Consider the following 22493-nt stretch of genomic DNA (forward strand, 5'->3'; position numbering starts at 1 on the left):
GCGCCCCTTCTTCATTTCGGGTTGGGGTTCTCGACCCTGCCAACACCGAATGCATCAGCACGGCCGACTGGCGCATCGATCATCTGCGTGAGGTCGAAGCCGACCGATGTGGCGTCGGCCATGTCGGCTGTGACGAGATCGGTAGCGCGTCGCGGCGTGTGAGTGAGCGAGATCACCGCGCCCGCGACTTCGAGCAGCTTCATCTGCCCCAGCCCCTGGTAGGGTGGACGCACCATCAGCTGCGCGTCGGTGCCGAGCAGCGGATCGGCCACCTCGATGCCGACCGTGCCGCCGCCGCGATAATAGTTCTTGAGGCTCTGGCTGAGGTAGAAGGCAAGCTTGTCTGCACCGGCGGCGGAGAAGTGGATGCCGTCATCCTTGCGCATGCGGACCTGGTTGCCGTTGAGGTCCGGGCCGCGCGACGTGTAGCCGCCATCTTCGGTGGCGAAGCGCTCGTAGATATCGAGGAACTCGGCGCCGCCGCTGAAGGCCGCGAGCCGCTGGATTTCGTTGACCTGGATCATCGCCTTGCCGAACTTTGGCGCCTCCATTGGCGGCAGCCCGATCCAGATCGTCGGTTTGCCAGCAGCACGCAGCGCCTTCACCACATTGGTGACGCGAGCCGAGTATTCGGTGGTCCATTCAGGGGTCAGCGAGCCGTAGCTTTCGCCGTTGAGCCGCATCTTCTGGCGATCGTTGATACCGATCAGGATCACCGCGATGTCGAAGCTGTTGGCCGCGATCTGCTCGTTGATGGTCTTGGGCCAATCGAAGAAATCCGGCCGCACGAAGCTCGAGTCCGCGACGCCCTGCGTCAGGATGGCGATGTTCGGATCCTCGGCATAGAAGCGCTCCAGCGCCTTGCCGACATCGTTCGCCATCGAGTCACCGAACACCGCGAGGCGGGTGGCGCCGGTCGCCTTCTCCACCGCCGGCTTGGCGGGCGGCAAGGCGGCCTTCTTCTGCTTCTTCACCACCGGCTTTTCGACCAGCGGAGCTTCTTCCTGTTGCTGCTGATCGTCGTTGCCGAACAGCAGGTCCATCAGCGTGCGGCGCTTCTTGCGCGGCTGCTCCTGCTGGGCAACCAGCATGCTCCCGTCATCGGCCTGCTGGGTGATCGCCGGCGCGGCTTGCTCAGCCTCGCGCGCCTGCACGAACATCGGCAGCATGTCGGTGAGCACCAGCGCCGCCACAACGGCGCCGATGATCCAGAGGACGAAACGGTTGGGTTTCTTCTGCATGGCAGGTATTTAGCGGAGGTGACGCGGTGAAGTTAAGGCCGCTCGCGCAGAATCTACTGCGAAGCGGCAGTAGTCAGTTCCTCATAGCTGTGCAGCGTGATGAACCCGTCGGCCACCTCACCCTTTGACGCCTGGAACTTGGCGTATGCAGCCTGGCTGACCGGCCCAATTCGGCCGTCGACCAGCCCCTCGTAGAGCCCGAGCTTGATCAGGGCCTCCTGGATCGCCTTGCGCTGCTCGAGATTGGGGAATTCGGTGTCCCGCGGCCAGGCCGTAATGTACTCGCCGCGCCCCTTCAGTCGGTCTTCGAGGTGAGAGATGGCCATCGCGTAGCTGTCGGAGAAATTGTAGCTCTTGAGGACGAGGTAGTTGTTCGTCATCAGGAACTTGGGTCCCTTGGCTCCCGTTGGCGCATAGAGAAACACCGGAATCGACGGGTCGCTGAAGGCAGCGCCGCCGAGCCGGCTCACGCCGAGATCGGTGAAGAACGAGATGGCGCGCAGCTGGTCGCGTGTTGCCAGCAGGTAATCGAACCCATCCGGCACACTCACTTCATAGCCCCAGTCGAGGCCGGGCTTGTAGCCGAACCCGAGCAGGTACTCGGCAGTGGTCGCAAGAGCGTCGGCGAGAGAGTTCTGCAGGTCGATGGCACCGTCGCCATCGCCGTCCCTGCCGTATTTGATGACATTGGAGGGGTTAACCTGGAGATGCCCTATCGCGCCGGCCCAGCTGCCGACCAGTTGGGTGGCGTCGAGCGGCCCGCGTTGGACCAGAAGCAGCGCCGCGATCAGGTCCGCCGTGTCGCCTTCGAGCCGAACGCGCCGCTGATGCACCAGAGTGGCCAGGGATGGGATGATCGGACGGATAAACTTGGGATCGGCGAGCACTCGACCGTAGTTGGTCTCGATGCCCCAGATCGAGGCCAGGAGATAAGGATCAACGCCATACTTCTCGCCGGTCGCTGTCAGCAGGGCCTGGTTTTGCTCGATCGCTTCCTTGCCCTTGCCCATGCGCCACTCGGTGACGCGCTTGTCGATGTAGTCCCACAGCGGTGTCGTGAACTCGGGCTGCGCGGTCACCAGTTCCGGCACATTCGGATCGGGCTTCAGGCCGTACATCGCCTTGGCGTAGGTTTCATGGGTCACACCAGCGGCCACCGCTGTCGCTTCGAAGTTCTTGATGAAAGACTCGAAGCTCTCAACCGGCTGAGCCAACGCCGGCGAGCTGAGACCGAGGAGCGCGACGAAAAGAGCGAGCTTACGTTGCATAACGAATCGCTACCTGTTCCGTGTGGCTAAATAGCGCTCCCAGTTCATCGCCGCGTCAACGATCTCGTTCAGGTCATCATGCGCCGGCTTCCATCCCAGCACTTGCCGCACCTTGTCGGCCTTGGCGACGATCGAAGCCGGATCGCCGGCCCGGCGCGGCTCCTCGATCACCTTGAATTCGACGCCCGACACTTCCTTCACCGTGCGCACCACGTCGCGCACTGAGAAGCCGCGGCCGTAGCCGCAGTTCATGGTGACCGACGCGCCGCCCTTTCGCAGGTAGTCGAGAAGCAGCGCATGCGCCTCGACCAGGTCGCTAACATGGATGTAGTCGCGCACCCCGGTGCCGTCGGGGGTCGGGAAATCGGTGCCGAAAATCCCCATGCTCGGCCGCTGTCCAAGGGCGGCCTGCGCGGCGACCTTGATCAGGTGCGTCGCGGTCGGCGAGGACTGGCCGCTGCGCTTCTTGGGATCAGCGCCGGCGACATTGAAGTAGCGCAGCACGCCATAGGTCAGCGGGTGCGCCGCAGCAACATCGGCGAGCATCAGCTCGGTCATCAGCTTGGAGCGGCCATAGGGCGACTCGGGCATTAGCTGGTTCGTCTCGGCCACCGGCTCGAGCCCGGCATTTCCGTAAACCGCGGCGGTCGACGAGAAGATGAAGTGCTTCACCCCGCCCTTCACCGCCGCCTCGATGAGGTTGCGCGAGGTCGCCGTGTTGTTGGCGTAGTACTTCAGCGGATCGCTGACCGATTCCGGCACCACGATCGAGCCGGCGAAGTGGACGATCTCGGTGATGCCGTGCTCGGCGATGAGCTTGCCCACCAGCTCCATGTCGCCGGCATTGCCCTGAACGAACGTCGCCCGGTGGTCGATGGCCCAGTCGAAGCCGGTGGTGAGGTTGTCGAGCACCACGACCCGCTGTCCGGCGTCGGCTAGCCGCAGCACCATGTGGCTGCCGATATAGCCGGCGCCGCCGGTGACCAGAACCGTCATGGTTCAACCCTCAAACCCGAAATTAACGGCATGGACGCTAATTCGCGAGATGCTAAGAAACGCCTTATAGCCTGCCTATAGCCCCCTCTCCCGCCTTTTCAGGAGTTCCTCCTTGCCCAATCGCGTGCGCACCGCCGTTTTCCCGGTTGCGGGTCTCGGCACCCGCTTCCTGCCTGCCACCAAGGCGATGCCCAAGGAAATGCTGACCGTGGTCGATCGGCCGCTGATCCAGTACGCCGTGGACGAGGCGCGCGAGGCGGGCATCGAGCATTTCGTCTTCGTCACCGGGCGCAACAAGGGCGTCATCGAGGACCATTTCGATCGCCAGTACGAGCTCGAGCATACGCTCGAAACCCGCGGCAAGACCGATGCCCTGTCGGAGCTGCAGAAGGACCTGCCCTCGGCCGGCCAGACCAGTTTCACCCGCCAGCAGGAGCCGCTCGGGCTTGGCCACGCGGTGTGGTGCGCCCGCGAACTGGTCGGCAACCAGCCCTTCGCACTGCTGTTGCCCGACATGGTGTTCAAGGCCAAGCCCGGCGTGATGAAGCAGATGATGCAAGCCTATGAGGAAACCGGCGGGAACATCATCGGCGTCGAAGAAGTCGACCCGGCAGAGGTGTCGAGCTACGGCATCGTGGCGCGCGGCAAGGGCCCCGATTCGGGTTTCAAGATCACCGGCATGGTGGAAAAGCCCAAGCCGGCCGACGCGCCGTCCAACCTCTTCATCTCCGGCCGTTACATCCTGCAGCCCGAAATCTTCACGCTGCTCAGCGAGCAGACCAAGGGCGCCGGCGGCGAAATCCAGCTGACCGATGCCATGCAGATCCTGATCCGCACGCAGAGCTTCACGGGCGTGAAATACGACGGCAAGGTCTTCGATTGCGGTTCGAAGCTCGGCTTCCTCACCGCCAATGTGGTGTTCGCCCTCGACCGGCCGGATCTCGCCGAGGCCTTCCGCAAGGAAATCCGACACCTGATCTGACGCTTGGCGCGATTACTTGTGGAAGGTGACCCCCAGGGTCACCTGGTGCTCATCGGTGGCCGGGGCCGGCGTCTTTTCGGTGCGGAGGAAGCTGTAATCGGCCGTGAGGTCGGTGTGCTCGTTGAGCAGGTAATCCGCTCCCGCACCAAAACCCCATTTGTATTCGTCGTTGTCGATGCCCTGGTAGTGCGCCTCGCTCCACTGCGCGTCGGCGCGCAGCCGCAGCCACGGGTTCACCTGGTAGCTGATGTCGCCCACCGCTGCGTAGGTGAGTTTCGAAGTCGCGTCCGAAGTGGTGCCAGGCGACGAGATGGTGGTCGAGAACGTGCCGGAAAGCGTCAGCGTTTCGTCAGGGCGGAAGGTCGCCTTGGCGTCGTAGAGCACGGCGGAAAAATCCAAGAGCGAACTGTCGGCGAAATCGCTGTAGCCAAGCCCGAGCGAGCCTTCCAGTTCGAGCGTTTCGTTGAACTTGGCACTGAGCCCGGCGCGACCCGCATAGGTGACGTTGTCGAGCTTGACCAGGAGGCTCGGTGACGGTTGGTCGTAGGTCAGGTAGTCGGCCTCGGCATCGACGAAGGCGACGAGGCCCGGCGTCAGCTCATAACCGAGGCGGGCGCCCGCACCGTAGCCGGTGGTGTTCTGGAAGCTGTTGTCGCTGGTCGAATTGTCGACGTAGACGGTCTCGCCATTGACCACCCGGCTTGCGCGGCCGCGCACTGCCACATTGAACGCGCCGAGGTCGCGCGATGCGCTGACTTCGCCATCGCCCGAGATCACCACCGGCTCGGATGCAACGTTGGGCGCGTCCGGATCGTCCTGCGACACGATGAGGTTGCCCCGGCCGGCCAGCGTGGTCAGCGCATCGAGCTCGTACTCGCCGCCCGCCGTGCCGGTGATCGAGTCGATGCGCGCGGTGCCATCGAGGTCGTAGGTGAGCTCGCCCTTCAGTCCGACATCATAGCCGCCGCGGATGGTTTCGTGCCGCAGTGTGAAGCTCGGCAGTGCGATCAGTTGGTAGGTCTGCTCGCTGCCATCATCCGTGATGCCACCACGCAGGCCGAGGCTCCAGTCGAGATCGAACGGCGCGTCGCCCCATTCATAGGGCGGCGTGGCGCGGCAATTGTCGCAGTCGGCGGTGGCGTCGCGGGTCAGGTCGGCATTGTTGGTGCCCGATCCATCGCCCAGCGGGTTGAACTCGCCCGCCATGGTGGGGACGACGAGCAGCGCCAGCGCCGTGGCGCTTGCGGCAATGCCGGCTCTCCTCGTTCCCATCAGCTGCAGCGTCCCGCCGGATAATCCTCAACGAACCCTTGCAGCTTATGGTTAAGGAAGCCTTGCCCCAGCCCGGCCGCCAATCACAAACCACCCGTTAACCCTTGCTCTTAAATGGGAATTATTCGGTGGGGGTCAGGATAGGCCTCGGCTTTTAGCCTATATTTGCAGCGTCGGGGCTCACGACTATGGATATCGCAACCCTCATCGGGATCGTTGGCGGCTTCGCCATGCTGTTCGGCGCGATCCTGCTCGAAGGCTCAAGCCCCATGAGCTTCATCAACCTGCTGGCGACGGTCGTCGTGGTGGGCGGTGGCATCATGGCGGTGATGGCGCGCTACACGATGGCCGGCTTTGCCAATGGCACGGTCAATGGCTTCAAGTCGGTGCTGTTCTACAAGCACGTCTCGACCAACCACCTCATCGACCAGATCGCGGAGATCGCCGAGACGATGCGGCGGCAGGGCCCGATCGCGCTCGAGAACGTGCAGGTCGAGGATCCGTTCTTCAAGCGCGGCGTCCGCATGATCGCCGACGGCTTCTCGGCCGAGGCCATCCGCGCTTCGCTGGAGCGCGAGCGCGATCTCGATTACGAGCGCATCGAGGAAAGCCACAAGATATTCAAGGCATTCGGCGAAGCCGCGCCCGGCATGGGCATGGTCGGCACGCTGATCGGCCTCGTCTCGATGTTCGGCCACATGGACGATCCCAAGAAGATCGGCCCCGGCATGGCCATCGCCCTGCTGACCACGCTCTATGGCGCGGTGCTCGCCAACGTCTTCGCGCTCCCTATCGCCGACAAGCTGGCCAACCGCGCCACCGAGGAGGGCACCAACCGCAGCCTCATCATCGAGGCGCTGGTTATGATCCGCGAGGGCCGCAGCCCCAATACCATCCGCGACGAGCTGGCGAGCTTCCTGCCGCTGCACACCCGCGAAAAACTGCTGGAAGCCGCGTGATGGCCATCCACCGCAAGAAGGCCATCGGCAGCGGCGGCCATGGCGGCGCCTGGGTCATCTCGTTCGCCGACCTGATGAGCCTGCTGATGGCGTTCTTCGTCATGCTGCTGAGCTTTTCGGTGCAAGACCAGGAAAAGCTGAACATGGCGGCCGGCTCCGTGCAGGACGCCTTCGGCATCCAGCCGTTCTCGCAGATGACCGGCATGATCGAGCGGCAGGGCAATCCCGAGCGCGACTATCTCAAGAGCGTCGCAACCACCCAGACCAAGGCCGATACCGAGTTCGCGACCGAAGACCAGCAGGAAAATCAGAGCCAGGGGCAGGAAGCCAACACTTTCGCCGACGAGCGCACCTCCCTTGAGCGTGCGGCCCAGTATGCGCTGGCCGCGGCCAGCCTGAAGCAGGCCTGGCAGGACCAGCCCGACATCACCGCGCTGGCGGACAACCTGATCGTCGAGAACACCGAGGACGGGCTGAACATCGTCATCGCCGACCAGCAGGGCCGCGCCATGTTCCCCGAGGGCTCGAAATATCCCTACGAGATCACCCGCAAGGCCATCGCCGCGCTGGCGCCGCTGATCAACAAGCTGCCAAACCAGATCGAGATCACCGGGCACACCTCGGCCGGCGGCACCTACGACAACCCGCGCTATGGCGAATGGGAGCTGAGCTTTGACCGCGCCAACGTGGTGCGGCAGATCCTCGAGGAATTCGGCCTGTCACCGGACCGGCTGCGATCGGTCACCGGTCGCGGCGCCACCGATCCGTTCTTTCCGAACGACCCCTATCTCAGCGCCAACCAACGCGTCTCGATCCTGCTGAAATTCGAGAAGCCGCCGGTGCCGGTGGACCTTAGGCCCTAGGCGGCTTCGACCTTCAACAGCGCCCCGTGCGCCTCGACGATCCGCACGCGCGAACCGGCGGCGAGATCGGGGCCCTGCACGCGCCACACCGTGTCATCGAGCGACAACCGACCAAAGCCATCGCGGATTGGTTCGTCGAGCACAGCCTCGTGGCCAATGAAGCGGTTGGCGCGCTGGTTGAGGAACGGCCGGTCGGACACCACGCCCGGGCCGCGGAACCTGAGCCACAGCCAGATGCTGACCAGCGCCAGGACGCCGAAGATCACGAACTGCAGCGGCCAGAAGATGTCGATGAACAGCGCGCCGAGCCCGGTGATCAGCGCCGCGGCGCCGAGCCACACCAGCACACCGCCGGGCACCACCAGCTCGAGCGCCAGGAGAACCAATCCCGCCACTATCCATGACCACGCGCCGTGGGTGGCGATGAAGTCGAGGACCTGCATGTCTGCCTCCTGGGTTCGCGTGGGTTACGTGGTGGACGGCGGGCGGCCGCTGGACGGCCGCGTCGCCGGCTTTTCGGCGCCGAAGGTTTCGCGGGCAATCTCGGCGATGCCACCAATGGCGCCGATGACGCTGGCCGCTTCGACCGGCAGCATCAGCACCTTCTGGTTCGGCGACTTGGCAAGCGCTTCGAGCGCCTTGATGTAGTTATTGGCAACGAAGTAGTTGATCGCCTGCACGTTGCCCGAGGCGATGGCGTCCGACACCACCTGCGTCGCCTTGGCTTCGGCTTCGGCCGAACGCTCGCGCGCCTCGGCATCGCGGAACGCCGCTTCGCGCCGGCCCTCGGCCTCGAGCACCTGGCTCTGCTTCTGGCCCTCGGCCTGGAGGATCGCGGCCTGCCGCTTGCCCTCGGCTTCGAGGATCAGCGCGCGCTTTTCGCGCTCCGCCTTCATCTGCCGGCCCATCGAGTCGATAAGGTCCTTGGGCGGATCGATGTCCTTGATTTCGATGCGGGTGATCTTGAGGCCCCAGGGCGACACCGCCGTGTCCACCACCTTGAGCAGGCGCTGGTTGATCTCGTCGCGGTTGCTCAGCAACTGGTCGAGGTCCATCGAGCCCATGACCGTACGGATGTTGGTCATGGTCAGGTTCTGCACCGCGAGGTCCAGCTGCGCCACTTCGTAGGCAGCGGCCGCGGCGTCGAGGATTTGGTAGAAATTGACGCCATTGACGGTGACCGTGGCGTTGTCGCGGGTGATGACTTCCTGGTGCGGGACATCGACCACCTGCTCCATCATGTTCATCTTGCGGCCAATGCCGTCGATGAACGGGATGATCAGGCTGAGACCCGGCTTCAGCGTGCGGATATACCGCCCGAACCGTTCCACCGTGTAGTTATAGCCCTGCGGAACCACCTTGGCGCCGGCGAACAGCACCAGCACGGCGAGCACGCCCAGCGTGATCAGCGTCAGGCTCAACCCATCGAGTTCCAGAAAGTCCATGCCTCGTCCCCTTCCACGTGCCCGGCCCGTTGCGAAATATGTATGTGCGGGGCGGAGTCGGCGCAATGTTGGTTGGTCTTTATCCATCGCTAGCCGGTGGGAACACTCGGGCGGCAAATGCCGTTGAATGATCGACCAATCGTTCGCGAGTTGAGACCATGCCCGCCACCCGTCCAATCTGGAAAGGCCAGTTACGCCTTTCTCTCGTTTCGATTCCCGTGGAAATGTTCACGGCCACGAAATCTGGCGCCAATCCGAGTTTCCGCCAGATCCACGAGCCGACCGGCAAGCCAATCCACTACGAGAAGGTGGTTGATGGCGTCGGCCCGGTGGAGAAAGACGAGATCCGCAAGGGGTTCGAGTACGAGAAGGGCGACTATGTCCTGCTCACCGATGACGAGATCGATGCGGTGAAGCTGGAGACGCGGAAGACCCTGGAGCTGGTGCAATTCGTCGATGAGGACGAGATCCCGCCGATGTACTTTGACACGCCCTACTTCCTGACCCCCGCTGACGAACTGGCCGAGGACGCGTTCCGTGTCGTGCGCGATGCGCTGCGCAAGGCAAAGAAGGTTGGGCTGGGCCAACTGGCGTTGCGCGGCAAGGAATACCTCGTTTCGATCAAGCCCTGCGGCAAGGGCATCCTGCTCGAAACGCTGCACTACGAGGATGAGCTGAAGAAGTCCGACAGCTTCTTCTCCGACATTCCAGCCAAATCCAGCGACGAGGACCTGCTCGATGTGGCGACAGCGCTGATCGAGAAGAAGACCGAGAAATTCGATCCCAAGGCGTTCAAGGATCACTACCAGGCGGCCTTGCGTGAACTCATTGGCCGGAAGCTGAAATCGAAGGGCCGCAAGATCACCACCGATGTCGAAGAGCCAAGCCGCTCGCCCCGCGGCGACAACGTCGTCGACCTGATGGCCGCGCTGAAAAAGAGCCTCGAAGGCGGCAGCGCCAGCAAGTCCAAGGCGCTGGCCAAGGCCACCCCACGCAAGAAGGCGAGCTGAGATGTCTGCCACCCCCAGCGAATTGCTTAGGGATTACCAGGCGAAGCGCGACTTCGCCAAAACCTCGGAACCCTCCGGCAAGAAGGCGAAGCGCGCCGCCAAGGGCAAGCCGCTGCGCTTCGTGGTGCAAAAGCACGATGCCACGAGGCTGCATTACGACTTCCGCCTCGAACTCGACGGCGTGCTCAAGAGCTGGGCCATCACCAAGGGACCATCCACCAACCCCGCCGACAAGCGGCTGGCCGTACGGGTCGAGGACCATCCGCTCGACTACGGCGACTTCGAGGGCACCATTCCCGAAGGCGAATATGGCGGCGGCACGGTGATGCTGTGGGACGAAGGCACCTGGGAGCCCGTCGGCGATCCGCACGAGGGCCTCGATGGGGGCGACCTGAAATTCCGACTCAACGGCAAGCGCATGAAGGGCGAATGGGTGCTCGTCCACATGAAGGGCCGCGACAACAAGACGAAGAACGGCACCCGCGAGAACTGGCTGCTGATCAAGCACCGCGACGACCACTCCACCGACACGGATGGCCTCACCGAGAAGTTCACCACCAGCGTCGAAACCGGCCGCGACCTCTCCGGCATCGCCAAGGGCAATAAGCCGCGCAAGAAGGCGGCGAAGGCAGAAGCCAAGGGGGATTCGAACGCCAAGGTGTGGACGGACGGCAAGGCTGTGGCACTGCCGGATTTCCGCGAGCCGCAATTGGCGACGCTGTTAGAGGAAATCCCCAGCGGTAACGACTGGCTGTTCGAGATGAAGTTCGACGGCTACCGCTGCATCGCCTCGGTCGCCGGGCCCGAAGTGCGGCTCTTCACCCGCAACGGCAACGACTGGACGACGCAGTTCGGCCGACTCGTCGAGCCGCTGTCCAAGCTCACCAAGGGCTCCGTACTGCTCGACGGCGAAGTCTGCTCGTTCAAGGACGGCCGCACCGACTTCTCGACGCTGAAGGACGCGCTGTCGAGCGGCGGACCGCTGGTCTACTTCGTCTTCGACATCCTCGAACAGGACGGCGAGAACCTCGAGAAGCTGCCGCTGCTGGAGCGCAAGGAGCGACTACGGAAGCTCATTGGCAGGGTGAACCAGCATGCCGAGGTGCAGTACTCCGATCACGTGCGCGGACACGGCGACGAAGTGTTCAAGGCGATGTGCGAGGCACACCAGGAGGGGGTGATCGCCAAGCTTGCCGACGCGCCCTACCGGCATGAGCGCACCCGCACGTGGCTGAAGATCAAATGCACCAACCGGCAGGAATTCGTCATCGGCGGCTGGCGGCCATCGGACAAGCACAAGGGTTTCGCCTCGCTGCTGCTGGGGACGTGGGAGCACGGCAAGCTGGTCTATCGTGGCCGCGTCGGCACCGGCTTCAATGCGAAGAGCGCCGCGGAATTGCAGGCGGAGATGGACAAGCGGGCGCGGAAGACCCCGGCCTTCGAGACCGTGCCGCGCGATATCTCGCGCCGGGCGAAATGGATCGAGCCGGAACTGGTCGCTGAAGTCGACTTCACGGAGTTCACCCCAGACGGAGTGTTGCGTCATCCGTCCTTCGTCGGACTCAGGAAGGATAAGCCCGCCCGCGAAGTGAAACTGGAAACCAAGGCGCCCAAGCCCGTGGCGACAAAGCGGAAATCAGCGGCTAAGCTCAAGGCCATGAAGCTCACCGACGACATGGGGATAGCCGTGGCCGAGCGGCTCGGCGTGCGGCTCACCAGCCCCGACCGCGAGGCGCTGCCGGACGGCGGCGTTACCAAGGGCCAACTCGTCGCCTATTACGATGCCGTGGCCGAGCGCATGCTGCCCCATATCGAAAAGCGCGCCCTGAGCCTCGTCCGCGTGCCGCGCGGCAGCAAGCCGTTCTTCCAGAAGCACGATACCGGCGGCTTTCCCGATGTGATGAAGCGCGTCGCCATCGAGCTCAAGGAAAGCGAACGGGAAGACCATTTCTATGTCGACGACCTCGCCGGCATCGTCGCCGGCGTGCAGATGTCGACGCTCGAGTTCCACATCTGGGGCAGCCATATCGATACCCTGGAAAAGCCCGACCGCATCATCTTCGATATCGATCCGGACGAAGGCCTCGACTTCAAGGTGACCCGCCAGGCCGCCATCCATATCCGCGACGTGCTCGGCGAATGGGGGCTGAAGAGCTTCCCGATGGTCACTGGCGGCAAGGGCATCCACGTCATCGCACCGCTGAAACCGGTGACCGAGTGGCCTTTGGTCAAGCTGTTCTGCCGCACCTTCGCGCAGAAGCTGGAGGACAACGAGCCCGACAGCTTCACCGCCAACATCCGCAAGGTCGAGCGCAAGGGCCGGATGTTCGTCGACTACCTGCGCAACGAGCGTGGCTCGACCGCGATCGCCCCGTTCTCCACCCGCGCCCGCCCCAACGCGCCCTGCGCCGTGCCGGTCGGCTGGGATGAACTCGAGACGATCAAGGCGGCCAACCTGTTCGAGATCGAAGCCGCCGCGGCCAAGGCGCAGGAGCCGGATCCGTGGGTGGGATATTTCGACCTGACCCAGTCGATCACCAAGGGCATGGTGGAGGCGGTGGCGGGGCCGTTGAAGGATCTGAAGCTCTGACTTGGCATACTGAGCGTCCCACAGCCCACCGGTTGGCGGGCCGCCCGAGCATCGGGCACCAACGAGCCTAAACCCAGCCCTGCAGTTCCCTGCGGATCACGCTCTCCAGCATGCCCATCCCCAGCTCGCTGTCATTGAGGCACGGGATGTAGGCGTAGCGCTCGCCGCCGGCATGTTCGAACTGCTCGCGGCCGGTGATGGCGATCTCCTCAAGTGTCTCGATGCAATCGACCGAGAAGGCCGGCGCGACCACCGCAACCCGTTTCACCCCCTGGCCGGGCAGCGCCATCAGCGTCGCGTCGGTGTAGGGCTCGAGCCACTTGGTCGGCCCGAACCGGCTCTGGAACGTCACCTTCAGCTTTTCTTCGGACCAGCCCAGGTGCTCGCGCACCAGCCGCGTCGTTTTGAGGCACTGGCAATGGTACGGGTCGCCCTTCTCGAGGTACTCGACCGGCATGCCGTGATACGAGGTGAGGATCAGGTCCGGAGTGAAATCCAGGGCTGCGACGCCATCGGCGATGCTCTGCGCCAGCGCCTCGACATAGGCCTGCTCATCGAAATAGGCCGGGAGCGTACGGATCGCTGGCTGCCAGCGCATCGTCTTCAGCGCATCGAACGCCTTGTCGTTGGCGGTCGCCGTGGTGGTCGCCGAGTATTGCGGATAGAGCGGCGCGAGGAGAATCTTCTGGCATCCGGCGGCCTGCAGCGCATCGATGCCCGACTTGGTCGACGGGTTGCCATAGCGCATGGCGAACTCGACCACGATGTTCTTGCCCAGCCGCTCCTGCAGCTTGGTCGCCTGCTTGCGCGTGATGACGCGAAGCGGGCTCTCGTCCAGCTCCTTGTCCCAGATGCGCTCGTAGTTGGCGCCGCTCTTCTGCGGCCGGGTGGTGAGGATCACGCCCTGCAGCACCGGCTGCCAAATCCACGGCGATGCCTCGATGACGCGCTTGTCGGAGAGGAATTCGCTGAGATAGCGACGCACCGACCAGTAGTCGGTACCATCGGGAGTGCCCAGATTGAGCAGCAGCACCCCGACCTTCGGCGTCGCAATCGGGGGGTGTCCGGCAGGAAGTCCGGTTGCCATGGGCTGGCCTGTAGCTTGAAAACGTTGTTGGCGCGCAACATAGTCAGGGCCGCCCCGAACACAAGTGCAAGGGTGTCGCGGCAGGCTCAGAAACTGGCGAGCAGCAGCACTGCGCCGAACGCAAACACCACCAGCGCGCCGACGAGTTCAGCCCACCAGACCAGCCGGCTGCCGATCTTGCCTTCGGACCCGAGATAGCGCTGTGCAAAGCCCTTGGCGCCGACCGCCAGCACCGCCAGCGCCGACACGGTGATCGCCGTGCCGAGGCCCATCAGGAACACCGCGGCGATACCGGCCGCGAGGATGCCCTGGCTCAGCGCAAACACCAGCACCACCAGCGCCCCCGAGCAGGGCCGCAGCCCGACACCGAGCACCACGCCCAGTTGCTCGCGCCAATCGCCGCCGGTTTGCTCGGCGGTCACCACGTGATGATGCCCATGGTCGTGATCGTCACCGTGATCGCCGTGGTCGTGGCCGTAATGCGCGTCGCCCGGCACCCGGCCATACGCATCGAGGCGCGGGCCATCCGCCGGCTGCAGGCTGGAGCGGAAGTTGAAGCTCTGGCCTCGCTCGCTCAGCAACGCGTGCTTCGGCGCTTCGCCGGCGTGGAGATGCTGGTGCGCCTTGGCGGTGAGATCGGGGCCATGGTCGTGCGAGTGGCCGCCCCAGCCGAACAGCTTTCGCGCGATCAACCACAGCCCGAGCAGCGCGACGAGCCCATAGGAGGCCTTCTCGATCCAGCCGACGGCGTGGTTCATGGCAACGCTCGATAGCCCGAGAATCGCCGCCGCCACGCCGACGAAGACCACCGCCACCAGCGACTGCATCATCGCCGCGGCAAAGCTCAGCCCGATGCCCCGCCGCACCTGCCGCTCGTTGGCCAGCATGTACGACCCGATCACCACCTTGCCGTGCCCCGGGCCGGCGGCGTGGAACACCCCGTAGAGGAAGCTCAGCCCGCCCAGCACCCAGAACGCGGTGTAGTCGGTCTTGAGTTTGCCCAGCGCAGCCGTGAGCGCCTGGTAGAAATCGGACTGCATCTGCGAAACCCAGCCGAGAAAGCCGGTCTTGGGCAGCTTGAACCCCGGCTCGGGCGGCGGGCCTCCGAACGGCAGCGCCGGCTTGGCCTCGGCCACCTGCGTTACGGCCTCGACAGCGGTGGCCGCTTCCTTGGGCGGCGCGGCGCCGGCGCAATCGAGCACGATGGCGCCCTGTGATCCGCGTACCGCCGCTTCGAGGTCGGGCGGCAACTGCGTCACGTCGGGCGACAGGTCGAACAGCCGCGCCTGCAGGTCGGGCGACAGCTCGCGCGGCGGCTCCATGTGCACGGCACACCCGGCCGGAGCGTTCTCCAGCGTCACATCGGCGGGCGCGTTGAAGGCGATCGCCACATAGTACTCGGGGTCGGCAATGGCGATCTCGAGCTTTTTCTTGATCCGGTACGGCTGCTGCGGCGCGATGGAAAAACTCAGCGTCGAGCGGTTGTTCCGGAACTCGAACTTGCCGGGGCCGGTCGAGGTGAACGGTATCGACGCTGCTGTCTCGCCGGCCGAGGTGTAGAAGTTGTACTCGCCAAGCCCCTTGATGTTCTCGTCAGCCAGCTCCTGCATCTCCTCGGACGAGGTGATGCCGTCATTGTTGGTATCGAGGCCCTGGATCTGCCAGACCGAGAAGGCCTCGTCGAAGGTCCAGGCGTTGCGGATCTCGGAGAGTTCGCCCGCGTCGTTGAAGACGATGGTCGCCTTGGCATCGATGAAGATATGCGGATGGGCCTGGGCGGCGCCAACGAAACCGAAAGCGGCTGCCGAAGCCAGCGCCAGCCTGCGCAACAAACCCGCCATCGACGCCCCTGCCCCGTTGCCTAGATCTACTTAACCGGGTTGTCGGCGAACCAGGCGACCAGATGGTCGATCAGCGCGCGGACCTTGCCGGCAAGATGCCGCCGGTGCGGGTAAACGGCCTGCAGACTGGGGCCTTCCGGCATCCGGTCCTCGAGCACGCGCACCAGCCGCCCTTCGGCGATATGCGGGTCAGCGAGGTAGGTCGGCAATACGGCGAAGCCAAGGCCGGCAAGCGCCGCCTGCATGGCCGCCACAGGTGAATTTACGCGTGCCGGACCGGACACGTGCACCGACAGGGGCTTGCCATCCTCGATGAAGCGCCAGGAGCTGTGCGACGGCATGTTGGTATCGAGCACGCAGGGCATGTTGCGCAGCGCCTCGCCCGAGGTCGGCAACCCCACGCGCTTCACCAATTCCGGCGAACCGCAGATGACATGCCGCATGTCCGAGATCTTGCGGGCGATGAGCGAGGAATCCGCCAGCGTCGAGATGCGGAGCGCCACGTCGACGCTCTCCTCGACAAGATCGACGTAGCGATCCTCGAGCCGTAGATCGACGGACATCAGCGGGTTCTTGGCGATGAACGCGAAGATCGCCGGCGCCAGCGTGGTTTCGCCGAGATTGCGCGGCGCCGATACCCGCACCAGCCCCCGCGGCTCGGCGGTCTGATCGGAGATCGTCGCGTCAAGATCGTCGAGTTGCTGCAGCAGCTGGCTCGCCTCGCGGTAATAGGCTTCGCCGGCTTCGGTGAGGCTTAGCTTGCGGGTGGTCCGGTTCATCAGCCGGACGCCGAGATAATCCTCGAGGTCGGTGACATATTTGGACAGCAGCGCCTTGGAGCGCCCGTGCTGCCGCGCCGCGGAGGAAAAGCCACCGGCATCGAACACCTGCACGAAAGCCCGGATGCGGGCGAGGTCCTGGCTCATGCGTTGCTGACCTGAAATGTGTAGACTGAGCGCGTTCCACCCGAACACGCTCTCCACGCTTAAGTCATCTGCATAGGGTGAACAATGCCGCCCCTTGGTCGTTTACCGATTAACGATAGACTGGGTCCCATGTCGCTCGAACCCATCTTGAAGTCTATCTATCCACCCATGACCAAACCCGAAGCCCGCTCAACGCTTTACCGGCTGATCGAAGCTGGCCAGCTCGCCCACAAGGCGCTGCTGGTGCCGCTGCTCGACCGCGGGCTGGAAGCCGGCGACGATGCCGTGATCTTCGTGCTGCACGCCGAGCTCGGGGCGAGCGAGGCGGCGCTGGCCGAGGAACTGGGGTTGGAGCCGGAAGCCCTGCAGCCGCGGCTCGACCGGCTGATCGAGCGGGACATCGTGGCCCGCCAGGCCATCGGCCCGGACCTGGTGCCGGGCCTGGCCCTGACGGAGCGCGGAGCACGCATCCGCGAGGTGCTGGCAGCGAACTGGGAGCAACTCGAGGAAGCGCTGTTCGCCGACCTGGATCAGAAGAAGCGCAAGGGCCTGGGCAAGGCGCTGAAGCGGTTCGTGGAACTGCTGCGGCTGCCCTAGAGCGACCTGGGACTGCCCCCTCCCCCCACCGGCGTCATCCCCGCGAAGGCGGGGACGCAGTGCGATCTCTCCACGCCCGCTTGTGCTGAAGCATCCCACTAGGTTCCCGCCTACGGGGGAATGACATCGTGTTGGCGGATGGCGGGGACTAGCCGACCACCCGCCCAACCCGCCGGTCGATCAGCATCACCGCCGTGATCACCACGAACGCGAACACCACCATGCCGGCAGCGAGGATGTGGGCGTTGCCCCATTCGAGCCGCTCGACATAGTCGTAGATGGCGATCGACAGCACCTTGGTCTTGCCCGGGATATTGCCGCCGATCATCAGCACCACGCCGAACTCCCCAACCGTGTGGGCAAAGGTGAGGATCGCACCGGTGAGGTAGCCTGCCCGCGACAGAGGGAGGACGACGCGGAAGAACGTCTTCCACGGCCCAGCGCCGAGGGTCGCCGCCGCCTCGAGCGGATCGTCGCCTACCGCCTCGAACGCCGTACGCAGCGGCTGGACCATGAAGGGCAGCGAATAGATCACCGAAGCGATGACCAGCCCCTCGAACGAGAAGGCAAACGTCCGCGCCCCCCAGAGCGGCGCGAGCAAGCCGCCCGGCCCGTTCGGCCCGAACGCCAGCAGCAGGTAGAACCCGAGCACCGTGGGCGGCAACACCAGCGGAAGCGACACTACCGCCGCGATCGGAGCTTGCAGCGGGGAGCGGGTGCGGCAGAGCCACCAGGCGATCGGCGTACCGATGACCAGCAGGATGGCGGTGACGATGAACGCCAGCGTCAGCGTCAGCCCAACGGGCTGGACGATCTCACTGGCGCTCAGCATCCCACATCCCTCAATCTATCGAGCCAACCTCGTAGCCGTATTTCTCGATGATGGCGCGGGCTTCGTCGCCCTTCAAGAACTCGAGGAAGGCGGCCGCCGCCGGATCGGCCTCGCCGGCCTTCAGCAGCACCGCGTCCTGCAGGATCGGCGCGTAATCCTCGGCTGGCACGCGCCAGACCTGCGGCGCCGGCCTGTCGATCACCTGGCTGAGCGCCACGAAGCCAAGCTCGGCATTGGCGGTGTCGATGAACTGCAGCGCCTGGCTGATGTTCTCGCCGGTGACGAACTTCGGCGTCAGTGCTTCGGTCAACCCGAGCTTGTCGAGCGTCTCCATCGCCGCGGCGCCATAGGGCGCGGTCATGGGATCGGCGACCGACAGGTGCTGGAATTCATTGGCCTTCAGCACCGCGGCGCCATCGGTCAGGTCGAGCGACGGCGAATACAGCACCACCTTGCCCACGGCATAGGTGAACACCGTGCCATCGACCGCAAAGCTCTCGGCCACCGCCTGCTTCGGGCGCTTATTGTCGGCGGCGAAGAACACCTCGAACGGCGCGCCCTGGCTGATCTGGGTGTAGAGCGCCCCGGTGGCGCCGAAGCTGAAGGTCACCGTATCGCCGGTCTTTGCGGTGAAGGCCGCGCCGAGCTCTTCGGCCGGCTTGGTGAAGTTCGCAGCCACCGCTGCGCTGACGTCGGCGGCAAAGGCCGGAGCGCCGGTGAGCGCAAGCAGGCTGACGCCAAGCAGAACTGTGATCCGACGCATGATGCCCTCGATATGTCCAAATGGGGATATCGATGGTTGTGCCAACGCGAGAGCCAGCCAGCAAGCGTTATTTTCGCTCGGACATATCGCCTTGCAGCGCAACCAGCGCCTCGACATCACGGGCGATCGCCTTGCGCGTCGCCTCCTGCATGCCGCGATAGCGCTCCAGCACCTCGCGCCCCGCCTCGGTAAGCGACGCCCCCTGAGCATTCCCGCCGCGCGATGCCTCGACCAGCGGCGCCCCGAACCCCTCGTTCAGCGCCTGCACCAGCCCCCAGGCCCGCTTGTACGACATGCCCATGCGCTTCGCCGCCTCGGAGATCGAGCCCGTTTCGGCGATGAACTGCATAAGGTCGGCGCGGCCGGGACCGATGTAGAAGCTCTCGGACAGGGTGATGCGGATATGGGAGAGGCCGATGGTCGCGTTCTTTGGCACCGCCATCTCCGTGATCGCCTTCTCCCCTTGTGGGAGAAGGTGGCCGACAGGCCGGATGAGGGGTCCGCGACGCTCGCGTCGCGCGATCCGAGTGTAACGAGGAGCGGTCGGGGTGCGTGGAGACAACCCCTCATCCGCCCTTCGGGCACCTTCTCCCACAGGGGGAGAAGGCAAGAGATCTCAGCCCTGCTTCAGCGCCGCGGCTTCGCGCGCCAGCGTCTCGATCCGCTTCCAGTCCTTGTTCGCGATCGCATCCGCCGGCATGATCCAGGAACCGCCAACACAGATGACATTCGGCAGCGCCAGGTATTCCCTCGCCTTCGCCACATCGATACCGCCGGTCGGGCAGAACGTGATGTCGGCGAGCGGGCTCGCATAGGCCTTCAGCACCTTCACCCCGCCCAGCGCCTCGGCCGGGAAGAACTTCAGGAACGAGTAACCATGTTCCGACGCCGTCATAGCCTCGGTTGGCGTGCCGATACCCGGCAGTAGCGGGATGGCGTGCTCCTCGGCCGCCTCGAGCAGGCGCGGCGAAGCGCCCGGCGACACCATGAACTGGCAGCCGGCATCAACCGAATGGCCCATCTGCAGCGGCGAGCGCACGGTCCCCGAACCGACGACGGCGCCCGGCACCTTGGCCATCTCTTCGATGATCTGCAGCGCGTGCGGAGTGCGAAGCGTCACCTCCAGCACCGGCAGGCCGCCGGCGACCAGCGCTTCGGCCAGCGGACGTGCCGCCGAGACGTCGTCGAGCACGATGACCGGGATCACCGGCGCAAGTGAAAGCGTCTGGCGAAGGGCGGCGGCATCTTGCGGCATGGTAATCCTCGAGTGCGGAACGTTCGGCGAGAGCGTTAGGCACTTGGCGCATGTCGATCAAGCCAAATCACCACATTGAAAAGAGGCGCGATCGACCTTAAGTCTCCCCCGGTCTGGAGGGACGATCCGGTGCAGCTTATCAATGCTCTCACCCCGCTGGAGGAGGCTCGCGCCATCCTCGCGGAGAGTTTCGACCTCAAGTTCACCAAGGCGGTCGAACGCGTGACCTCCCGCGTCTACGACAAGGTGAAAGACCGTATCCCCGAGATCGAATGGCCCTTCTATGCGCCGCTGATCCTGCAGATCAACCGGCTGAAGAAGGAAAAGGACGCGGTGATCCTGGCGCATAACTACCAGGCGCCGCAGATCTATCACGGCGTCGCCGATATCGTCGGCGACAGCCTGCAGCTCGCCATCGAAGCCACCAAGGTCAAGCAGTCGGTGATCGTGCAGTGCGGTGTGCACTTCATGGCCGAGACCAGCAAGATCCTCAATCCCAAGAAGACAGTGTTGATCCCCGACAGCCGCGCCGGCTGCTCGCTGGCCTCCTCGATCACCCCCGAGGATGTCATCGCCATGCGCGCGCAATATCCAGGCGTGCCGGTGGTCACCTACGTGAACACTTCCGCTGCGGTGAAAGCCGTCACCGACGTCTGCTGCACCTCGTCCAACGCTGTCGACATCGTCAACGGTGTGCCCGGCGACACGGTGATCATGATCCCCGACCAGTATCTGGCGCGGAACACCGCCAAAAAGACTGGCAAGAAGATCATCACCTGGGCCGGCTCGTGCGAGGTGCACGAGACCTTCACCGCCGACGACATCGCCGAACTGCGCCATGCCTATCCGACGGCAAAAATCATCGCCCACCCCGAGTGCCCGCCGGAGGTGATCGACGCGGTGGACTTCTCCGGTTCGACCGCCGCGATGATCGACTACGTGAAGTCGAACAAGCCGCCGCGCGTGGTGATGGTCACCGAGTGCTCGATGTCGGACAACGTCGCGTCAGAAGCGACGGGCGTCGATTTCCTCCGCGGCTGCAACATCTGCCCGCACATGAAGCGCATCAACCTCGAGAACATCCTGTGGTCGCTCCACACCATGACCGAAGAGGTCACGGTGGCCCCCGAACTGCTCGAACCGGCCCGCGCCGCCGTGCAGCGGATGATCGATTTCTCGAAGAAGCGCGACTAGTCGCGGTCGAAGATGTTCACCCGGTGGTAGGCGACGGACTCAGGGTCGGGCCAGAGTGAGGGCTCGCCCGGTAGATCGAGCCGACCAAGCGGCAACAGCCGCTCGTGCAGTTCCGGATCTATCAGTCGCTCCGAAACCTGGAAGCCGAAACTCGGGCCGAGCGTCAGGTGTCCGCTCGTCCACGCGTGCTCGACCTCAGCCACCATCGGCAGGTAGTTCCGGACGTGCAACTGCCCGCCAAGCTCGCGGGGGCGGATCGCCACCACCCGCAGGTGCGGGTGGGGACGCGTATCCGCAGGCTTGAACTGTCTCCCGGTAAAAACACAGCGGTGCTTCCAGCGCTGCAGCACCCGGTCGTGCAGCTTGAGATAGGCATCGAGCCCTGCCTGCCGGTCATGCGCGAAAACGGCCTGCGCCTCCGCCAGCGCTGTGACGTCGGCCGCCGCCGCCAGTCGAAGGATTTCGTCGAACCTCGCCTCGTCGAGTGACAGGCTGCGCCGGACTCCCGGGTCTCGCGCCTCGCCCGCGGCGTCGCTTGGCACCGGGGCGGGGAAGGCTCGGTAGTCGCCGAGCCGCAAGCTGTCGAAGCCGGGCGCCTCGAAATCGAGGCCCAGTACGCGCCCGCTCCCCATGAACAGCACGAGATCGGGAGCCCGCTGATAGACGATGATCGTCTCGCCGAAGGCCTTGTGAGCCAGCTGACCGGCGCGTGAAGTGACGCGAAAGCTCACCCGGTCGGGCCCGACCCTCTTCGCCTCCTCCACTGCTAGTGCCAGCTTGACCAACCGTCGCCCCCGCGATGGCCGTCACTGTATCGGTGGATATGGACTTTCGTCTACGTAGTTCAACCATCAGTATGGCGACAGCTTTGCCGCAAGCTCAATCAAATCAACTGGGTGCATGACTTTGAGGGTTGCGCGACTCCGACGCCACGTTAGATTTGCCCAATCGGGCCACGACTTCCCCGGCCCGCGAACCGAGGGGTAAAGCGTCGTGCCACATTCCTTCAAGATCACGTCCGCCAAGGGCGGCCAGTTCGTTGCCAAGTACGTCTACAATGCCGAGACCATCTTCTGGTCCGAGAACTACGCGGGCAAGGACAGCGCCAAGAACGCCATCGCTTCGCTGAAGAAGAACGCCCCCGGCGCATCGGTGGTGGATACAGCCAAAGGCGAGGCCGGCAAGGGCTACCGCTTCGAGCTGGCTGCCTCCAAGGACGGCCAGACCTTCGTGCGCTTCGTCGCGGCGAACGGCGAGACCATGGTCCGGACCGAAACCTACAAGTCGAAGTCGAGCGCCAAAAACGCCATAGAATCGCTTAAGAAGCGCGCTGCAGAAACCCCTGTGGTCGACGAGGCCTGATCCGGGCGTT

22 protein-coding genes are annotated in these 22493 nt (G+C 64.5%); 8 read left to right on the forward strand and 14 right to left on the reverse strand.

What is annotated here, in order from left to right; all coding sequences use genetic code 11:
• Nucleotides 1-11 precede the first annotated feature (11 nt).
• The 3 genes from AC1DV8_RS08500 to galE are packed head-to-tail and all read right to left on the reverse strand — an operon-like array spanning nt 12 to nt 3505.
• Nucleotides 12-1241 carry an SGNH/GDSL hydrolase family protein gene (locus tag AC1DV8_RS08500; RefSeq protein ID WP_477149922.1) on the reverse strand — a complete coding sequence of 410 codons (1230 nt, stop codon included), beginning with the start codon at nt 1239-1241 and terminating at the stop codon, nt 12-14.
• A 53-nt stretch (nt 1242-1294) separates the two neighbouring features.
• The gene (locus AC1DV8_RS08505) at nt 1295-2509 is read right to left on the reverse strand and encodes a lytic murein transglycosylase (protein WP_477157141.1); all 1215 of its coding nucleotides are present in this window, start codon (nt 2507-2509) and stop codon (nt 1295-1297) included.
• A gap of 9 nt (nt 2510-2518) precedes the next feature.
• Nucleotides 2519-3505 (reverse strand): UDP-glucose 4-epimerase GalE, encoded by a 987-nt coding sequence (gene galE / locus AC1DV8_RS08510; protein WP_477157142.1) that lies wholly within the window; start codon nt 3503-3505, stop codon nt 2519-2521.
• Nucleotides 3506-3617: 112 nt separating this feature from the next.
• Between galE and galU the strand changes: the two genes are divergently transcribed.
• Nucleotides 3618-4487: a UTP--glucose-1-phosphate uridylyltransferase GalU gene (galU, locus tag AC1DV8_RS08515; protein ID WP_477157143.1), complete on the forward strand. Its 870-nt coding sequence runs from the start codon at nt 3618-3620 to the stop codon at nt 4485-4487.
• 12 nt (nt 4488-4499) lie between these two features.
• Here the strand turns inward: galU and AC1DV8_RS08520 are convergent, their stop codons facing one another.
• Nucleotides 4500-5759, reverse strand: a complete 1260-nt coding sequence (locus AC1DV8_RS08520) for an outer membrane beta-barrel protein (protein ID WP_477157144.1) — start codon at nt 5757-5759, stop codon at nt 4500-4502.
• Between the two features lie 188 nt (nt 5760-5947).
• Between AC1DV8_RS08520 and AC1DV8_RS08525 the strand changes: the two genes are divergently transcribed.
• Nucleotides 5948-6718, forward strand: coding sequence for a motility protein A (locus AC1DV8_RS08525; RefSeq protein ID WP_477149927.1), 771 nt, complete (start codon nt 5948-5950; stop codon nt 6716-6718).
• The gene (locus AC1DV8_RS08530) at nt 6718-7581 is read left to right on the forward strand and encodes an OmpA/MotB family protein (RefSeq protein ID WP_477149928.1); all 864 of its coding nucleotides are present in this window, start codon (nt 6718-6720) and stop codon (nt 7579-7581) included. Before AC1DV8_RS08525 ends, AC1DV8_RS08530 begins: the two co-directional genes overlap by 1 nt.
• Here the strand turns inward: AC1DV8_RS08530 and AC1DV8_RS08535 are convergent.
• Nucleotides 7578-8024, reverse strand: coding sequence for an NfeD family protein (locus tag AC1DV8_RS08535; protein ID WP_477149929.1), 447 nt, complete (start codon nt 8022-8024; stop codon nt 7578-7580). The genes AC1DV8_RS08530 and AC1DV8_RS08535 overlap by 4 nt on opposite strands.
• Nucleotides 8025-8048: 24 nt before the next feature.
• The gene (locus tag AC1DV8_RS08540; protein ID WP_477149930.1) at nt 8049-9026 is read right to left on the reverse strand and encodes an SPFH domain-containing protein; all 978 of its coding nucleotides are present in this window, start codon (nt 9024-9026) and stop codon (nt 8049-8051) included.
• A gap of 158 nt (nt 9027-9184) precedes the next feature.
• On the opposite strand from AC1DV8_RS08540, the gene ku reads away from it, so the two are divergent.
• A complete protein-coding gene (gene ku / locus AC1DV8_RS08545) occupies nt 9185-10036 on the forward strand; it encodes a non-homologous end joining protein Ku (protein ID WP_477157145.1) in 852 nt (283 codons plus the stop codon).
• A 1-nt stretch (nt 10037) separates the two neighbouring features.
• Nucleotides 10038-12626 carry a DNA ligase D gene (ligD, locus tag AC1DV8_RS08550; RefSeq protein WP_477157146.1) on the forward strand — a complete coding sequence of 863 codons (2589 nt, stop codon included), beginning with the start codon at nt 10038-10040 and terminating at the stop codon, nt 12624-12626.
• Between the two features lie 67 nt (nt 12627-12693).
• On the opposite strand, the gene hemH is transcribed toward ligD, so the two are convergent.
• The 3 genes from hemH to AC1DV8_RS08565 all read right to left on the reverse strand — a co-directional run bounded on the left by hemH (nt 12694) and on the right by AC1DV8_RS08565 (nt 16480).
• On the reverse strand, nt 12694-13713 hold the full coding sequence (gene hemH / locus AC1DV8_RS08555) for a ferrochelatase (RefSeq protein ID WP_477157147.1): 1020 nt from the start codon (nt 13711-13713) through the stop codon (nt 12694-12696).
• 86 nt (nt 13714-13799) lie between these two features.
• A complete protein-coding gene (locus AC1DV8_RS08560) occupies nt 13800-15554 on the reverse strand; it encodes a HoxN/HupN/NixA family nickel/cobalt transporter (RefSeq protein ID WP_477157148.1) in 1755 nt (584 codons plus the stop codon).
• A gap of 26 nt (nt 15555-15580) precedes the next feature.
• Nucleotides 15581-16480: a LysR family transcriptional regulator gene (locus AC1DV8_RS08565; protein WP_477149935.1), complete on the reverse strand. Its 900-nt coding sequence runs from the start codon at nt 16478-16480 to the stop codon at nt 15581-15583.
• 168 nt (nt 16481-16648) lie between these two features.
• On the opposite strand from AC1DV8_RS08565, the gene AC1DV8_RS08570 reads away from it, so the two are divergent.
• Nucleotides 16649-17077 (forward strand): hypothetical protein, encoded by a 429-nt coding sequence (locus tag AC1DV8_RS08570; protein ID WP_477149936.1) that lies wholly within the window; start codon nt 16649-16651, stop codon nt 17075-17077.
• A gap of 148 nt (nt 17078-17225) precedes the next feature.
• Here AC1DV8_RS08570 and modB read toward each other — a convergent pair whose 3' ends face one another.
• The 4 genes from modB to eda form a co-directional block, all read right to left on the reverse strand.
• Nucleotides 17226-17909, reverse strand: coding sequence for a molybdate ABC transporter permease subunit (gene modB / locus AC1DV8_RS08575; RefSeq protein ID WP_477157149.1), 684 nt, complete (start codon nt 17907-17909; stop codon nt 17226-17228).
• A gap of 10 nt (nt 17910-17919) precedes the next feature.
• Nucleotides 17920-18672, reverse strand: a complete 753-nt coding sequence (gene modA, locus AC1DV8_RS08580) for a molybdate ABC transporter substrate-binding protein (RefSeq protein WP_477157150.1) — start codon at nt 18670-18672, stop codon at nt 17920-17922.
• Nucleotides 18673-18739: 67 nt separating this feature from the next.
• Entirely contained in the window at nt 18740-19108 is a 369-nt protein-coding gene (locus tag AC1DV8_RS08585; RefSeq protein WP_477157151.1) for a winged helix-turn-helix domain-containing protein, read from the reverse strand.
• A 180-nt stretch (nt 19109-19288) separates the two neighbouring features.
• A complete protein-coding gene (gene eda / locus AC1DV8_RS08590) occupies nt 19289-19927 on the reverse strand; it encodes a bifunctional 4-hydroxy-2-oxoglutarate aldolase/2-dehydro-3-deoxy-phosphogluconate aldolase (RefSeq protein WP_477149940.1) in 639 nt (212 codons plus the stop codon).
• A 138-nt stretch (nt 19928-20065) separates the two neighbouring features.
• Here eda and nadA point away from each other — a divergent pair, with 138 nt between their 5' ends.
• Nucleotides 20066-21121: a quinolinate synthase NadA gene (nadA, locus tag AC1DV8_RS08595; protein WP_477157173.1), complete on the forward strand. Its 1056-nt coding sequence runs from the start codon at nt 20066-20068 to the stop codon at nt 21119-21121.
• On the opposite strand, the gene AC1DV8_RS08600 is transcribed toward nadA, so the two are convergent.
• Nucleotides 21118-21906: a hypothetical protein gene (locus AC1DV8_RS08600; protein ID WP_477157152.1), complete on the reverse strand. Its 789-nt coding sequence runs from the start codon at nt 21904-21906 to the stop codon at nt 21118-21120. The two genes, nadA and AC1DV8_RS08600, sit on opposite strands and share 4 nt — an antisense overlap.
• Nucleotides 21907-22114: 208 nt before the next feature.
• On the opposite strand from AC1DV8_RS08600, the gene AC1DV8_RS08605 reads away from it, so the two are divergent.
• Nucleotides 22115-22483, forward strand: a complete 369-nt coding sequence (locus AC1DV8_RS08605; protein ID WP_477157153.1) for a YegP family protein — start codon at nt 22115-22117, stop codon at nt 22481-22483.
• The last annotated feature ends 10 nt before the right edge of the window (nt 22484-22493 follow it).

Source organism: Devosia sp. P3_B2 (genome assembly GCF_056402875.1).